The 14,262-nt window shown below is 68.7% G+C and carries 15 protein-coding genes; 7 read left to right on the top strand and 8 right to left on the bottom strand.

Going from position 1 to position 14,262, the window contains the following annotated elements; all coding sequences use genetic code 11:
* Nucleotides 1-8: 8 nt before the first annotated feature.
* Nucleotides 9-1,217: an NADP-dependent malic enzyme gene (locus ACEWX3_RS08780; RefSeq protein WP_374159200.1), complete on the bottom strand. Its 1,209-nt coding sequence runs from the start codon at nucleotides 1,215-1,217 to the stop codon at nucleotides 9-11.
* Nucleotides 1,218-1,347: 130 nt separating this feature from the next.
* On the opposite strand from ACEWX3_RS08780, the gene corA reads away from it, so the two are divergent.
* Nucleotides 1,348-2,445 carry a magnesium/cobalt transporter CorA gene (corA, locus tag ACEWX3_RS08775; RefSeq protein WP_374159199.1) on the top strand — a complete coding sequence of 366 codons (1,098 nt, stop codon included), beginning with the start codon at nucleotides 1,348-1,350 and terminating at the stop codon, nucleotides 2,443-2,445.
* A gap of 104 nt (nucleotides 2,446-2,549) precedes the next feature.
* Here corA and ACEWX3_RS08770 read toward each other — a convergent pair whose 3' ends face one another.
* The 3 genes from ACEWX3_RS08770 to ACEWX3_RS08760 form a co-directional block, all read right to left on the bottom strand.
* A complete protein-coding gene (locus ACEWX3_RS08770) occupies nucleotides 2,550-3,143 on the bottom strand; it encodes a suppressor of fused domain protein (protein WP_374159198.1) in 594 nt (197 codons plus the stop codon).
* The gene (locus ACEWX3_RS08765; RefSeq protein ID WP_207066932.1) at nucleotides 3,140-4,333 is read right to left on the bottom strand and encodes a sn-glycerol-3-phosphate ABC transporter ATP-binding protein UgpC; all 1,194 of its coding nucleotides are present in this window, start codon (nucleotides 4,331-4,333) and stop codon (nucleotides 3,140-3,142) included. Before ACEWX3_RS08765 ends, ACEWX3_RS08770 begins: the two co-directional genes overlap by 4 nt.
* Nucleotides 4,334-4,473: 140 nt before the next feature.
* Complete coding sequence (locus tag ACEWX3_RS08760) at nucleotides 4,474-5,001, bottom strand: general stress protein (protein WP_207066933.1); 528 nt, start codon at nucleotides 4,999-5,001, stop codon at nucleotides 4,474-4,476.
* 147 nt (nucleotides 5,002-5,148) lie between these two features.
* Between ACEWX3_RS08760 and ACEWX3_RS08755 the strand changes: the two genes are divergently transcribed.
* Both ACEWX3_RS08755 and ACEWX3_RS08750 read left to right on the top strand, forming a co-directional pair.
* Nucleotides 5,149-5,796 carry a DUF4190 domain-containing protein gene (locus ACEWX3_RS08755; RefSeq protein ID WP_207066934.1) on the top strand — a complete coding sequence of 216 codons (648 nt, stop codon included), beginning with the start codon at nucleotides 5,149-5,151 and terminating at the stop codon, nucleotides 5,794-5,796.
* 17 nt (nucleotides 5,797-5,813) lie between these two features.
* The gene (locus ACEWX3_RS08750) at nucleotides 5,814-6,215 is read left to right on the top strand and encodes a DUF4190 domain-containing protein (RefSeq protein WP_374159197.1); all 402 of its coding nucleotides are present in this window, start codon (nucleotides 5,814-5,816) and stop codon (nucleotides 6,213-6,215) included.
* Here ACEWX3_RS08750 and ACEWX3_RS08745 read toward each other — a convergent pair.
* Nucleotides 6,212-7,168 (bottom strand): CoA ester lyase, encoded by a 957-nt coding sequence (locus ACEWX3_RS08745; RefSeq protein WP_374159196.1) that lies wholly within the window; start codon nucleotides 7,166-7,168, stop codon nucleotides 6,212-6,214. The two genes, ACEWX3_RS08750 and ACEWX3_RS08745, sit on opposite strands and share 4 nt — an antisense overlap.
* 26 nt (nucleotides 7,169-7,194) lie before the next feature.
* On the opposite strand from ACEWX3_RS08745, the gene ACEWX3_RS08740 reads away from it, so the two are divergent.
* The 4 genes from ACEWX3_RS08740 (at nucleotide 7,195) to ACEWX3_RS08725 (ending at nucleotide 11,704) form a co-directional block, all read left to right on the top strand.
* Entirely contained in the window at nucleotides 7,195-8,490 is a 1,296-nt protein-coding gene (locus ACEWX3_RS08740; RefSeq protein WP_207066937.1) for a magnesium transporter MgtE N-terminal domain-containing protein, read from the top strand.
* Nucleotides 8,487-9,023 carry a DUF1003 domain-containing protein gene (locus ACEWX3_RS08735; protein ID WP_207066938.1) on the top strand — a complete coding sequence of 179 codons (537 nt, stop codon included), beginning with the start codon at nucleotides 8,487-8,489 and terminating at the stop codon, nucleotides 9,021-9,023. The genes ACEWX3_RS08740 and ACEWX3_RS08735 overlap by 4 nt, the downstream gene beginning before the upstream one ends.
* A gap of 86 nt (nucleotides 9,024-9,109) precedes the next feature.
* The gene (locus tag ACEWX3_RS08730) at nucleotides 9,110-10,510 is read left to right on the top strand and encodes a lytic transglycosylase domain-containing protein (RefSeq protein ID WP_374159195.1); all 1,401 of its coding nucleotides are present in this window, start codon (nucleotides 9,110-9,112) and stop codon (nucleotides 10,508-10,510) included.
* Nucleotides 10,511-10,567: 57 nt separating this feature from the next.
* Complete coding sequence (locus tag ACEWX3_RS08725; protein WP_207068262.1) at nucleotides 10,568-11,704, top strand: Mrp/NBP35 family ATP-binding protein; 1,137 nt, start codon at nucleotides 10,568-10,570, stop codon at nucleotides 11,702-11,704.
* 102 nt (nucleotides 11,705-11,806) lie between these two features.
* On the opposite strand, the gene tatB is transcribed toward ACEWX3_RS08725, so the two are convergent.
* The 3 genes from tatB to rseA all read right to left on the bottom strand — a co-directional run bounded on the left by tatB (nucleotide 11,807) and on the right by rseA (nucleotide 14,218).
* Nucleotides 11,807-12,232 (bottom strand): Sec-independent protein translocase protein TatB, encoded by a 426-nt coding sequence (tatB, locus tag ACEWX3_RS08720; protein ID WP_207068263.1) that lies wholly within the window; start codon nucleotides 12,230-12,232, stop codon nucleotides 11,807-11,809.
* Between the two features lie 3 nt (nucleotides 12,233-12,235).
* A complete protein-coding gene (locus tag ACEWX3_RS08715) occupies nucleotides 12,236-13,723 on the bottom strand; it encodes a S1C family serine protease (protein ID WP_286183419.1) in 1,488 nt (495 codons plus the stop codon).
* Nucleotides 13,724-13,822: 99 nt separating this feature from the next.
* On the bottom strand, nucleotides 13,823-14,218 hold the full coding sequence (rseA, locus tag ACEWX3_RS08710; protein WP_207068265.1) for an anti-sigma E factor RseA: 396 nt from the start codon (nucleotides 14,216-14,218) through the stop codon (nucleotides 13,823-13,825).
* Nucleotides 14,219-14,262: the final 44 nt, after the last annotated feature.

Below are 14,262 nucleotides of genomic sequence, written 5' to 3'. Positions count from 1 at the left end.
GGTGCGGATCAGCCCGCCGACTCCTCGGACGCAGCGGCGACCGCAGCCGCCACCGCCGGACCCACCCGGGGATCCAGCGCGCTGGGCACGATGTGGTCGACAGCGAGCTCGTCACCGACCACCGAGAAGATCGCATCCGCGGCGGCGACCTTCATCCGTTCGGTGATGCGGCGGGCTCCGGCGTCCAGCGCCCCGCGGAACACGCCGGGGAAGGCCAGCACGTTGTTGATCTGGTTCGGGAAGTCGCTGCGACCGGTCGCGACCACCGCGGCATGCTTGCGCGCCGCATCCGGGTGGATCTCCGGATCAGGATTGGACAGCGCGAACACGATGCCGCCGGGCGCCATCGTCGCGATGATCTCCTCGGGGACGACGCCCGCCGACAGCCCCAGGAACATGTCGGCACCGTCGACGGCTTCGGCGATCCCACCCGTGCGACCACCGGGGTTCGTGCGCTCGGCGAGCTCGGCCTTGAACGTGTTCAGATCCGAGCGACCGGTGTGGACGATTCCCTTGGAATCCAACACCGTGACATCGGTGATGCCCTTGGCCAGCAGAATGTTCGCGCAGGCCACACCTGCCGCGCCGGCGCCGGAGATCACCACCCTCAGCTCGTGCATGTCGCGGTCGAGCACCTTGCACGCGCCCTGCAACGCACCGAGCACCACAATCGCCGTGCCGTGCTGATCGTCGTGCATCACCGGGCAGTCCAGCGCCTCGATCACCCGCCGCTCGATCTCGAAGCAGCGTGGCGCCGAGATGTCTTCGAGGTTGACCGCGCCGAACGTGGGACGCAGCCGGATCAGCGTTTCGACGATCTCGTCGGGATCCTTGGTGTCCAGCACGATCGGAATGGAGTCCAAGCCACCGAACTCCTTGAACAGCGCGCTCTTGCCCTCCATGACCGGCAGTGAGGCGGCCGCGCCGATGTCGCCGAGACCCAGCACCGCGCTTCCGTCGCTGACCACCGCGACCAGGCGATTGGCCCAGGTGTACTTGGCGGCCAGTGTCTTGTCGGCCGCGATCGCGCGACTGACCTGGGCCACACCCGGCGTGTACGCGATCGACAGCGCGCGCTGGGTGTCCAGAGGAGACTTCAGAGCCACCGAGAGCTTGCCACCCTCGTGCGCTGCAAAGATCTCGCTGTCCTCGATGACAACCTGGGGTGTGCGCACCTGCGGCGAGCCTTCGCGCGCGGTGACGACGTTATCAGCCACGGCCGTCAGGGTAACCGACCTCGGAATCTCACATCGATAGGTTCCCCCTCGGTGATCACGCCACGGCCACCGAGGTCCGCGCTATCAGCGCCGTCCCACCAGGGTGGACGGCATCGAATGGAGACACCACGTGCCGTCATTCCGTCCGCACACACCGTCCCTCGTCCGTCCAGGCGGCCGGGCACGCAGCGCCGGCCAGGACGAATCCGCCCCGGTGTCGGCGGCCATCAGCGACTGCGCCGTCTACGAGGACGGCTCCCGGTTGTCCGGTGAATTCGCCCCCGCCGCCGCACTGCAGCAGGTGCGCGAGGTCGAGACCGGCAGCGGAAAAGCGTTCGTCTGGGTCGCACTGCACGAACCCGACGAGGGTCAGATGCAGTCGATCGCGGACGTGTTCGGTCTGCACCACCTGGCTGTCGAGGACGCGGTCCACGCACACCAGCGGCCCAAGCTGGAGCGGTACGACACCATGCTGTTCCTGGTCCTCAAGACCATGAAATATGTGAAAGACGATCCGGCGGGCGGCTCGCGCGAGATCGTCGAAACCGGCGAGATCATGATCTTCGTCGGAGCGGACTTCGTCGTCACGGTCGGTCACGGCGAGCATTCCGACCTGGCCGCAGTGCGCAGGCGCCTGGAGGCAGCTCCCGCGTCCCTCGAGCTCGGGCCGTATGCGGTGATGCACACCATTGCCGACCACATCGTCGACTCCTACCTCGACGTCACCGACCTGATCGAGACCGACATCGACGCGATGGAAGAGGAGATCTTCTCCACCCAGGCGAAGACCGACATCGAGAGCATCTATCAGCTCAAGCGTGAAGTGGTGGAGTTACGTCGCGCAGTCGCTCCGCTGGCCACCGAACTGCAGCGCATCAGCGGCGAGCATGACGATCTGGTCGACGTCGAGATCCGCCGCTACATGCGCGACGTACTCGACCACACCATCAAGGCGTCCGAACGCATCGCCAGCTACGACGAACTGCTCAGTTCACTGGTGGAAGCCGCGACAGGCAAGGTCGCAATGCAACAGAACGTGGACATGCGAAAGATCTCGGCGTGGGTCGCCATCGCTGCCGCGCCGACGGCCCTTGCGGGGATCTACGGGATGAACTTCGAGAACATGCCCGGGCTCGACTGGGCCTATGCCTACCCGACGGTGCTGGTGGTGATGGCGGTGACATGCCTGCTGCTGTACCGGACCTTCCGGCACAACGACTGGCTGTAGCCGCTCACGCCGGACTGGCGGCCCGCCGCTCACGCCGGACTGGCGGCCCGCCGCTCACGCCGGACTGGCGGCCCGCCGCTCACGCCGGACTGGCGGCCCGCCGCTCACGCCGGACTGGCGGCCCGCCGCCGCGGGTCCGCCGTATCGACCCCGTCCTGCACCCACGCCTCCCGCATCGCGTCCGCACCTTTGAGCCGCACCCACGCCGCCTCTGTCTGAGTGATCGGAATCGCCGACAGGATCACCACCGGCGAAAGAGGTTCCGGCAGCACGACGTCGTCGATCGTGCTGCGCCCCAGAAGAAATGCCGTGAACGGGGCGCCCTGCCACAACGGCGTCTCGAGATCGATCAGCGAATCGGGTTCCAAGATGAGCCCCTCGACCGCGGGAGCGGCTGCCAGCACCGCGATGGAACGCGCCAACCCGACCGGCACCGGCCCCCGCAGCGCGACGACCACCTCGGCGCGCGGGCCGCGCACCGGATCGGTGATCAACTCGGCGGGATCCACCATCGGCTGCCTGGCGCAACCCAGCGAAACATACTGTGCCGCGCCGTCATCGGGGAGCGCGAACCGGAGGATGCCGAAACGTTCGGTGCCGAGGAACGTGACACTGGCCTCGTCGGGTTCGGCGAGCGCCCCGACGCGAGCGAAATGCTCGGTCAGGTGGGTGCGGACCTCGCCGAGGACGTCCGTCATCGCGGACCCGCCGCCCGGGTGAGGTTCGCCCCGGTCCGGGGATCGAAAACCATGACCGCAGCGGGGTCCAGCGCCAGTCGCATCGTGTCGCCGGCCCGAGCGGCGGACTGCGCCGGAACCCGGGCGACGAACTCGTTGCCGGCGGAGCCAGAGGCCAAAGACGCGAGCGCGGAATCGGCCGCCTCGGTCAGCTGGGCCGCCTGCACGGCAGGCCCGTCGGTGGTGAAGTACGCGTACTTGTCGGCGCCGAGTGACTCGACCATCTCGACCGTCACGTCGAAGCACAGCGCGTTGATCCTGGCGTAGGCGTCGATGACGTCGGCATCCTGCAGATGCTCGGGGCGCACCCCGGCGACGAGATCGTTGGCCGACCGGTGATCGCGGATCCGCTCGTAGGATTCGCCCGTGAGCGGAACCTCACCGAAGGGCAACCGCACCCCGAGGCCGGTCGCCGCGGCGGGGAAGAAGTTCATCGGGGGCGAGCCGATGAAACCCGCGACGAACAGATTGAGCGGATCCCGATACAGCTCATCGGGCGTACCGATCTGCTGCACCGCACCGGCTGACATCACCACGAGCCGGTCACCCAACATCATGGCCTCGGTCTGGTCGTGGGTGACGAAGACCGTGGTCGTGCCGAGCCGCTTCTGGAGGCGGGCGATCTCCGAACGCATCTGCACCCGCAATTTGGCATCCAGATTCGACAGCGGCTCGTCCATCAGAAACGCCTTGGGGCTGCGCACGATCGCGCGCCCCATCGCCACCCGTTGCCGCTGCCCACCCGACAACTGGTCGGGCTTGCGGTCCAGAAGATCAACCAGATCAAGGGTTTTCGCGGTCTGCTCAACCTTCTCGCTGATCTGCTCGCGCGCGAGTTTCGTCAACGTCAGCGGGAAGGCGATGTTCTGGCGCACCGTCAGATGCGGGTACAGCGCGTACGACTGGAACACCATCGCGATGTCGCGGTCCTTCGGCGCAAGGTCGTTGACCCGGCGGCCGTCGATCAGCAGGTCTCCGGAGGTGATCTCGTCCAGGCCGGCGATCATGTTCAGCGTCGTCGACTTCCCGCACCCCGACGGTCCCACCAGGACGACGAACTCGCCGTCGGCAATGGTGATCGACAGGTCTCTGACCGCCGCCACGCCGTCGGGATGAGTCTTGGTCACCCGATCGAGAACGATCTCAGCCATCGAGGGCACACCGTAGAGCGCGCGCCGCTGATTGCGCAACATCTTCGCAGCGCAACGCCCGTTCGGCGAACGAACAAGGGTGCGGAACCTGCCGAGGATCAGCGGCGCGCCGTGCGCAGACACGCACTGTCGCGGATGATTCAGAGAGTCAAGCGCGCCAGCAGATCACGTCCGCGCTCGGCGCTCTGCGGGTCGCAGAGCACGTCGTAGCGTCCGGCGACCAGCTGCATCGTCGAGCTGAAATCTCTTGTGCCCCGTGCCATCGCATACGGGATCGCGGAGGTGATGAGGCCGAAGAACACACCGGCGATCAAGCCGGTGATCAGCGCGCTCCACGGGTTGGGGCTGAAAAAGCCGAGAATCAGGCCGATGAACAGGCCCAGCCAGGCTCCGGTGAGCACACCGCCCCCGAGCACCTTGGGCCAGGACAACCTGCCGGTCACTCGTTCGACCTGCATCAGGTCGACGCCGACGATCGTCACCTGCTGCACCGGGAACTGCTGGTCGGACAGGTAATCGACGGCGCGTTGCGCCTCGGCGTAGGTCGGGTACGAGCCGATCGGCCACCCCTTGGGAGGAGTCGGCAGACCGACCGGGCGGCCCCGTCCGGCAGCGGGGACGCCCGAGGCCACACCGGGATTCTGTCCGGGTTGGAACGGGCTGGTCATCTCCTGCAACTCCTTCGCGTCAGCGGCGTCACCACAGTCTCTTCGACGGTCGCTGGGACCGTCCGCATTGTCAACGCCTGACGCGCCGCAAAGGTGCCCGAACCGACGAGCACCGCGCCCCGCAACTCTTAGGCTAGGTTGATCAGCATGACCAATCCGGACGACGACGCAGGCCGAAACGAGCGTTCCGAGCCCCCCGCCGGTGGATCTGAACCGCAGTTCAGTGGGCATGAAGCGGCCTCTGGCGAGGAGTCTCCCGCCCCCCGGGCCGATGACGACACACCGCCGGCATACAGCCCGCCGCCTTCGGGCTATTCGCAGTCGCCGGGCTATTCGCAGCCACCGGGCTATTCCGAGCCCTCCGGCTACTCGCAACCGCCGGGCTATTCACCATCCGGCTATCCGCCGCCCTCCGGCTACACCCCACCGCAGTCGTCCGGATATCCCCCGCCGTACGGCGACGCCGGCTCGCCGCCCTATCAGGGTTACGGTCAGCCGTCCTACCCGCCCCCGCCCCCCTACGGTCCGGGTGGTTACCCGTCGGCCGACCTGGGCTACGGCGCTCCGGTGTCCCGGGGAACCAATCAGCTCGCGATCGCGTCCCTGGTCGCGTCGATCCTCGGCGTGTGCTGCGGTATCGGCTCGATCGTGGGCATCGTGCTCGGCATCGTCGCGATCAACCAGATCAAGCAACGCGGCCAGGACGGGCAAGGTCTGGCCGTCGCGGGCATCGCGGTCGGCGCGGTGACTCTGCTGATCAGCCTGGTGTGGACGCTTTCGGTTCTCGCGAGCTGACGCAGCGGTGACGGGCGATGAGCGACCAGCGACCGCCTGACGGCTTCGACCGGCCGCTGGACTACCCGGAGGACGCCGGGTTACCGCCGCCGGTCTACCCGACACCCCACCCCGGGTTGCCCGGATCCGGTTACTACACGTCCTACCCCAGCTTCGGCGGGTATCCGCCGCAGCCACCTCCGGGCACCAACGGCAAGGCGATCGCCGCGTTGGTGTGCGCGGTGGCCGGGCTGGCGTGCTGCCTACCCGCGCTGGCCGGCCTGGTGCTGGGATTGATTGCGATGAACGACACCAGACGCAGCGGCCAGAGCGGACACTCGCTGGCCGTGGCCGCGGTCATCATCAGCTCACTCGCGATCGTGGGTTATTTCGTCTACGTGCTGGTGTTCGCCATGGTGTCGGGCCCGTCGACCGGTTAGGCGGGCGGGCTGAACCGCTCGCCGGAGCGCTGCATCCCCGCGGCGCGTCCCTGACCGGCGATGACGAGCGCCATCTTGCGGCTGGCTTCGTCGATCATCTCGTCGCCCAGCATCACCGCTCCCCTTGCGCCACCGGCGCGCGACGTGTGCCACGCGTAGGCCTCGAGGATCAGCTCGGCGTGGTCGTAGGCCTCCTGGCGGGGACTGAAGATCTCGTTGCCGGCCTCGATCTGGTCGGGATGCAGAACCCATTTGCCGTCGTAGCCCAACGCCGCCGACCGCCCGGCCACCCGGCGGAACGCAGCGACGTCGCGCACCTTGAGGTAGGGCCCGTCGATCGCGGCGACACCATGGGCGCGGGCGGACACCAGGATGCGCATCAGCACGTGATGGTAGGCGTCGCCGACGTCGTAGCCCGCGGGCTGCTCCCCGACCTCGAGGGTGCGCATGTTCAGGCTGGCCATCAGATCCGCGGGGCCGAGCACCAGCGCCTGCACGCGCGGCGCGGACGCGATCGCGTCGATGTTGGTCAATCCCCTGGCGTCTTCGATCTGCGCCTCGATTCCGATGCGCCCCACCGGCAATCCGTGGGTGGCCTCGAGTTGGCTGAGGAGCAGGTCGAGCGCGTGGACGTGGGCGGCTTCGGTCACCTTCGGCAGTACGACGACGTCCACCGAGGCACCGGCGCGCGCAACCACCTCGATGACGTCGGCGTGGGTCCAGGGCGTGGTCCAGTCGTTGACGCGCACGCCGCGCAGCTGGCCCGCCCATCCGTCCTCGGCCAGCGCTGCCGCCACCTGAGCGCGGGCTTGGCCTTTCGCATCCGGTGCGACCGCATCCTCGAGATCGAGAAAAACCTGATCGGCAGGCAGCGTTTTGGCTTTCTGGATCATCTTGGGGCTGCTGCCCGGCACGGACAGACAGGTGCGGCGGGGGCGATACCGGTTTTCCACACCAACACTCTCTACTCTTGACAACCATGGCATCGGTCAACCGGGTCTATGCGGCCCGACTCGCGGGGATGGTGGTGCTGGGCCCCGACGGCGAGTCGATCGGCCGCGTGCGCGATGTGGTGATCGGCATCAGCATCGTGCGCCAGCAGCCCCGCGTGCTCGGCTTGGTGATCGAGTTGCTCAGCCGCAGAAGAATTTTCATGCCCATTCTCAGGGTCACCGCGATCGAACCCGGAGCGGTGACCCTCTCCACGGGCAATGTCTCACTGCGCCGCTTCGCTCAGCGGCCCGGCGAGGTCCTCGTCCTGGGCCAGGTGCTCGAAACGCGGGTCCGCGTCGACGACCCGGACCTGACCCAGCTGGCCGGCATCGACGTCATCGTCGTCGACCTCGGCATCGAACAGACGCGCAAGCGCGACTGGATGGTCACGAAGGTGGCGGTACGCCCCCAGCGTCGCCTGGGCCGGCGCAGCAACGTCTACACCGTCGACTGGCAACACGTCCACGGACTGACCCCGTCCGGGCTCGCAATGCCCGACCAGGGCGTCGCCCAACTGCTGGAACAGTTCCAGGGGCAGCGTCCCATCGAGGTCGCCGACGCGGTGCGGGAGCTGCCGGCAAAGCGGCGTTACGAGGTGGTCAACGCCCTCGACGACGAGCGTCTGGCCGACGTGTTGCAGGAGCTACCCGAGGACGAACAGCTGGCGGTGCTCAAGCAGCTGCAGACCGACCGCGCAGCCGACGTGCTGGAAGCGATGGACCCCGACGACGCCGCCGACCTACTCGGGACCATGACTCCGGCCGACGCCGAGCAGTTCCTGCGCCGCATGGATCCCGAGGACTCCGAGGACGTCCGTCGTCTGCTCAGCCATTCGCCGAACACGGCGGGCGGCTTGATGACCTCCGAGCCGGTGGTGCTCGCCCCCGACACCACCGTCGCCGAAGCCCTTGCCCGCGTGCGTGATCCGGATCTCACCCCGGCGCTCGCGTCGCTGGTGTTCGTCGCGCGACCACCCACGGCGACCCCCACCGGACGGTATCTGGGCTGTGTGCATCTGCAGCGTCTGTTGCGCGAGCCCCCCGCGGCGCTGGTCAGCGGGATTCTCGACACCGATCTGCCCAGCCTGCGCCCGGAGGACTCGCTCGGAGCGCTGACGCGCTACTTCGCCGCCTACAACCTGGTGTGCGGTCCTGTCGTCGACGAGGAGAGCCATCTGGTCGGCGCCGTGTCGGTCGACGACGTCCTCGACCACCTGCTGCCTGACGACTGGCGCGAACGGGAAGCCGAACCCGTCATCGTGACTGCCGAGACGCCGACATGAGCGACTCGTCGGCCCGCCAGCGCCTGGACACTCCGCGAGTCTCTCGGTCCTTCGGTCCGCGCCTGGACGTCGAGGCCGTCGGCGCATTCAGCGAGAGCATCGCGCGGTTCCTCGGCACCGGGCGCTATCTGGCGATCCAGACGATGGTCGTCATCGCCTGGATCCTGCTGAACATCGGCGCCTTCGCCTGGCAGTGGGACCCCTACCCGTTCATCCTGCTCAACCTGGCGTTCTCCACCCAGGCCGCATACGCGGCGCCGTTGATCCTGCTGGCTCAGAACCGCCAGGAGAACCGTGACCGGGTCTCCCTCGAGGAAGACCGCCGGCGCGCCGAGCAGACCAAGGCAGACACCGAATACCTGGCACGGGAATTGGCCGCGCTGCGTCTGGCGGTCGGTGAAGTGGCCACTCGCGATTACCTCCGCCGCGAGCTGGAGGAGATCCGCGAGCTGATCGCCGACCTTCAGCCCGCCGCCGGCGCAGAACGGCCGAGCAAACAGCAGTCGGAGAAGCGGCCCAAGAAATCAGGGTGACGGCTGTGGCGATAGTTGTTACACAGCCGTGGCCCAATAGGTATGGTGGCGAAGTTCACAGGCGATCACACAGCTAGGACGGTTGAGTGCATATAGGGGGAGTCTCGGCCCTCCGAGCAGCGCGGCGCCGAGCAACCGACGTTGTCCGTATGCCGGTGTTCGGCGTCGCAGCGGTGATCACCCCCCTTGTGCTGGCCGGCGCGGTCGGCGGATCTCCGCCGTCGGCGCACGGCGGGGCAGCACGCGATTCGGCGGTCGTCCCCATGGCCGCGGTGGTGGCCGCCCCCGCCGACGACTCCGGCGCCTCGGTCGTCGCGGTGATGAAGACGCCGACCCCGCTGCGGGTCGCCGGTGTCACCGCATCCGCCCCGCCACCGTCGGCGGTCGTCAACGCCCCGGGCACCCTGCGCATCCCGTCGATGGCGCTGGCCGCCTACCGCAACGCCGAATCGATGATGGCCACCGCCTACCCGGGCTGCGGGGTCAGCTGGAATCTGTTGGCCGGTATCGGCCGAATCGAGTCGATGCACGCCAACGGCGGGGCCACCGACGCGCGCGGCACCGCCGTGCGACCGATCTACGGCCCGGCGTTGGACGGCACACTGCCGGGTAACGAAGTCATCGTGCAGAGCCGCTCGGCCGACCGGGTGGTGTACGCCAGGGCCATGGGGCCCATGCAGTTCCTGCCCGGCACCTGGTCGCGCTACGCCTCCGACGGTGACGGCGACGGCAAGGCCGACGTGCAGAACCTGTTCGATTCGTCCCTGGCCGCGGCCCGCTACCTGTGCAGCGGTGGCCTGAACCTGCGCAACCAGGGCGATGTGGTGGCCTCGATCCTGCGCTACAACAACTCGATGGCCTATGCGCGAAACGTACTCAGCTGGGCGGCCTCCTACGCGACCGGCGTCGTGCCCGTCGACCTGCCGCCGATCACCGGGCCGGTTCCGGAGCTGAGTCCGGCGGCCACCGCGGTCAACATGCACCTGCTCGAGGGCTCCCAGGGACTCGGTCCGGGGATGCCGCTCAATGCCACCGGGTTGCCCGCCGACGATCCGATGTCGCTGCTGCCGATGATGGGCCGCACCGACGCCGCCGGCCTGCTCAACACCAACGTCCCCGGTTTCGCACCAGGCCAGTCGCTGGGTCCGCTGCCCGGCCCCGCGCCCGAGGCGCCGCCCGAACCCGCACCGGCGCCCCAGCTGAGCTGGCTGCCGCCGTGGATGCAGCCCCAGCAGAAACAACCGGACTGCGCGGTGTTCTGCATCAAGGATTCCGTCCCGCCCGCGCCTGCGGCGGCGCCCGGCCCGGTGCCGCCGGGGCCGGCGGCCCAGCCGCTGCTGCCCCCGGGACCGGCCGCGCCACCACCGGCTCCGGGACCGGCCGCGCCGCCGCCGCCCGCTCCGGGCCCGATGCAGCTCGCCCCGCCCCCGGCACCGGCAGCGGGATTGCCGCCTGGTCTGGGGCCCGCCCCCGGCCCGGCCGGCTGAACCCGGCCCCCGGCCGAATTCGGGTCCGCACGGGTCGGCGGCCTAGACTCGACGGCGATGTCATCGAAGTCCTCAGTTCCCCATGACCTGGAATCGGCGGTCCGCGCCGCCCTGTCCAAGGTGGTCGACCCCGAGCTGCGCCGTCCGATCACCGAAGTCGGCATGGTCAAGAACGTCACCGTCGACAGCGACGACTCGGTGCATGTCGAGATCTATCTCACCACCTCTGCCTGTCCGAAGAAGACCGAGATCTCCGAGCAGGTGACCCGGGCGGTCAGCGACGTGCCCGGCACCGGTGCGGTGCGGGTGAGCCTGGACGTCATGAACGACGAGCAGCGTGCCGAGCTGCGCAAGCTGTTGCGCGGCGATTCGCGGGAACCGGTGATCCCGTTCGCCCAGCCCGGCTCGTTGACCAAGGTCTACGCCGTCGCGTCCGGCAAGGGCGGGGTCGGCAAATCCAGCGTCACGGTCAACCTGGCGGCGGCGCTGGCCGCACGGGGCCTCTCGGTGGGCGTGCTGGACGCCGACATCTACGGGCATTCGGTGCCCCGGATGATGGGGACGACCGACCGACCTACCCAGGTCGACTCGATGATCCTGCCCCCGATCGCCCACAACGTGCGGGTGATCTCGATCGCGATGTTCACCCAGGGCAACACACCGGTGGTGTGGCGCGGTCCGATGTTGCACCGCGCGCTGCAGCAGTTCCTCGCCGATGTGTACTGGGGTGACCTGGACGTGCTGCTGCTGGACCTGCCGCCCGGCACCGGTGACATCGCGATCTCGGTCGCTCAGTTGATCCCGGGTGCTGAGATCCTGGTGGTGACCACGCCGCAGATGGCGGCGGCCGAGGTGGCCGAACGGGCCGGCGCGATCGCGCTTCAGACCCGGCAGCGCATCGCCGGTGTCGTCGAGAACATGGTCGACGGTCCAGTCGTGAAGATGTTCGGCGAGGGCGGCGGCCGGCATGTGGCCGACAGCCTGTCGCGCTCGACGGGCACCGATGTGCCGCTGTTGGGCCAGGTGCCGCTGGATCCCGAGCTGGTGGGCGCCGGCGACACCGGTATCCCGCTGGTGCTCAGCGCCCCGAACTCCGCGGCCGGCCAGGAGTTGCACAAGATCGCCGACGCCCTCTCGAACCGCAAGCGCGGCCTGGCCGGCATGTCACTGGGACTCGATCCCGCCGGCCGCTGAGCCGCGCCGCAATCAAGCCGCGAGCCGCCGGCCGGTGAGGCACGCGGCAACCGAGCCGCGAGCCGCTGAGCCACGCACAACCGAGCCGCCGGCCGCGAACTTCTAGGTGGCGTCGGTGTCGAACTTCGTCGCCGCGGACGTGTCCGCCGGCGGCGTGACCGCGGCCGGGCCGGGGCCGGACTGAGGCTTTTCGGGCTTGTCGGGCCTCCCCGGCGCCTGGGCCTTCGGGTCGCCGTCGAACTTGCCGGTGAAGATCGAGTCGTCGCCGTCGAGCAGATGCTTGGTCAGCGCCGCGCGCGGCGTCATCCCCCGGAGCTTCTGCAACTCCGACAGCGGCTCGCGCAGGTCGTCGAACTCCGGGCCGAAATCCTGGCGCAGCTGGCTGGTGGCACCGGTGAGGTAGTCCCGTGCCTGCTTCACCGCGCCCGCCGTCCACCGGATGGCACCGGGTAACCGCTCCGGCCCGAGGATCACCAATCCGGCGATCACCAGGACCAACATCTCGCCCCAGCCGACGTTGGCGAACATGGGCTAGGTGCTGGTATCCGCGCCGGGCGTCACCGTCAGCGTCACGGTGCGGCCTTCCCGGACCACCTCGATGGGTGCCGGTTCGCCGATCTTGAGCTGACGGACGGCCACGACGAACTCGTCGGCGTCGGCGACCGTGCGGTCGCCGACCTTGACCACCACGTCGTTCTCCAGGATCCCCGCCTGCTCGGCGGGACCGCCGGCGGCGACGTTGGCGATCTGGGCCCCCTTGGCGAGGTCGTTGCTCACCGAACGGGCGGTGAGACCCAGCGTCGGATGCGAGATCTTGCCGTTCTCGATCAACGTCTCGACGACCTGCTTGACCTCGTTGACCGGGATCGCGAACCCGAGACCGCTGGCGCTGTCGGACAGCGACTTGCCGGCGGTGTTGATGCCGATGACCTCGGAGCTCATGTTGATCAGCGGCCCGCCGGAGTTGCCGTGGTTGATCGAGGCGTCGGTCTGCACGCCGTCGATGACGGTGTCGGTGTCCGAGCCGTCGCCCGACAGCGGCACGGGCCGGTTCAGCGCGCTGATGATGCCGTGGGTCACGGTGCTCCGCAGCCCGAGTGGGGCACCCGCGGCGATCACTTCCTCACCGACGGTGAGCTTGTCCGAGTCACCCATCCGGGCCACCACCAGGTTGTCGACGTTGTCGACCTTGAGCACCGCGAGATCGGTCTTGGGGTCGCGGCCCACCAAGTTGGCGGGGACCTCAGTGCCGTCGTTGAACACCACCGACATCTGGAACTTGCTGGGGTTGGTGGCGGCCTCGGAGATCACGTGGTTGTTGGTGACGACGTAGCCCCGTTCGTCGACCACGACGCCTGAACCCTGGGATCCCTCGGTGTCACTGGTCGCCTCGATCGTCACCACCGAATCGGCCACCGCGGCAGCGACCTCCGCGAACTCGCCACCGTGCACGGCGGGATCGTCGGTGGTCTCCAGGGTCACCTTCGACGTGGTGAACGCCTCGACGACCTCGGCAGTCTTGCGACCGACCCAACCGCCTGCGACACCGATGACCAGCGCCACGATCGCCAGCAACGCCAGCGCGGCGAAGGACACCCTGCCACCGAAGAGCACATCGCGGACGCCGAGCTTGCCGGCCGGTGCGCTCTGGACCTGCGGGCCGCTCGGGGCCAGCGCCGGGGTGCCCAGCCCGACGGGTGCGCCCGGGTTGCGCCACGGATCGTCGACGTCGTCGACCCCGCCCTCACGTTCGGCATCCAGCGCGCCGGCATCGGTGGGATGGCGCTGCAGCGAATCACCGCCCGCGTCCGGGCGTCCGAAGGCCTCGGCGAGCACCGGGTCGGGCGCCTGGTCCTTCGGGGTGTACTCACCCTGGTCGCGGTGTTGCTCGGCGTTCAGGAACGAGCCCTCGACGCCGGACGGCCGGCCGAACGCGCGCTGGGCCGCCGGATCGACCGGCGGACGCGACACCGGGCGCGGCTCGAGACGCTCCCGGCCGGTCTGGTCCAGATTGCTCACGGGTACATGATCCTTCTTTTGTCGCGGCACCTGCTCGCTCATGTTCACTCGGCGTCAGCAACCGTCGACGCAGGCCGCCGGCCGAAATATGTCTCTACCCTACCGGCGTCTGCGGCGAGCGCGCCGCGCGTCCTCAGCTAACGGCGACCCATCGTCAGCCTCAGGAGGCTCTACCGGTGAGTGGTTCGGGATCTGCGACAACAGTCCCAGCAACGAACTGGGCATGTCCACAGGAAGGGAGTCCCGCAACGCCGCGCGGGCCTGCCGCTGGGCATCGACCTCCATCGCGCAGTCCGGACACAACGACAGATGGTGCGCGGCGCGCAGGTGCGCACTCATGCGTAGCTCGCCGTCGACGAACGCGGCAATCGCCTCGATCGACAGATGCTCGGTGGATCCGAACTGGCGCGGACCGACGGGTGCGTCGCTCTGCGAGGCGAAATGCGACGGAAGCCAGGAGAAGGCGCGCCGGAAAGCGTGTCCGGGATCGAACATCGCCCAACTCCTCTCGGCTCGACAGGACTGCTTCGAATGTAGCG

The organism is Mycobacterium sp. G7A2, from assembly GCF_041902445.1.
Classification (GTDB): domain Bacteria; phylum Actinomycetota; class Actinomycetes; order Mycobacteriales; family Mycobacteriaceae; genus Mycobacterium.
This window is presented reverse-complemented; position numbering and strand designations above follow the sequence as displayed.

Excerpts from the sequence above, each read along its gene's own strand:
- ACEWX3_RS08770 (WP_374159198.1), bottom strand. The coding sequence starts at position 3,143 with ATGACGGACGTCCTCGGCGAGGTCCGCACCCACCTGACCGAGCATTTC.
- ACEWX3_RS08765 (WP_207066932.1), bottom strand. The coding sequence starts at position 4,333 with ATGGCTGAGATCGTTCTCGATCGGGTGACCAAGACTCATCCCGACGGC.
- ACEWX3_RS08760 (WP_207066933.1), bottom strand. The coding sequence starts at position 5,001 with ATGACCAGCCCGTTCCAACCCGGACAGAATCCCGGTGTGGCCTCGGGC.
- ACEWX3_RS08755 (WP_207066934.1), top strand. The coding sequence starts at position 5,149 with ATGACCAATCCGGACGACGACGCAGGCCGAAACGAGCGTTCCGAGCCC.
- ACEWX3_RS08750 (WP_374159197.1), top strand. The coding sequence starts at position 5,814 with ATGAGCGACCAGCGACCGCCTGACGGCTTCGACCGGCCGCTGGACTAC.
- ACEWX3_RS08740 (WP_207066937.1), top strand. The coding sequence starts at position 7,195 with ATGGCATCGGTCAACCGGGTCTATGCGGCCCGACTCGCGGGGATGGTG.
- ACEWX3_RS08735 (WP_207066938.1), top strand. The coding sequence starts at position 8,487 with ATGAGCGACTCGTCGGCCCGCCAGCGCCTGGACACTCCGCGAGTCTCT.
- ACEWX3_RS08725 (WP_207068262.1), top strand. The coding sequence starts at position 10,568 with ATGTCATCGAAGTCCTCAGTTCCCCATGACCTGGAATCGGCGGTCCGC.
- tatB (WP_207068263.1), bottom strand. The coding sequence starts at position 12,232 with ATGTTCGCCAACGTCGGCTGGGGCGAGATGTTGGTCCTGGTGATCGCC.
- rseA (WP_207068265.1), bottom strand. The coding sequence starts at position 14,218 with ATGTTCGATCCCGGACACGCTTTCCGGCGCGCCTTCTCCTGGCTTCCG.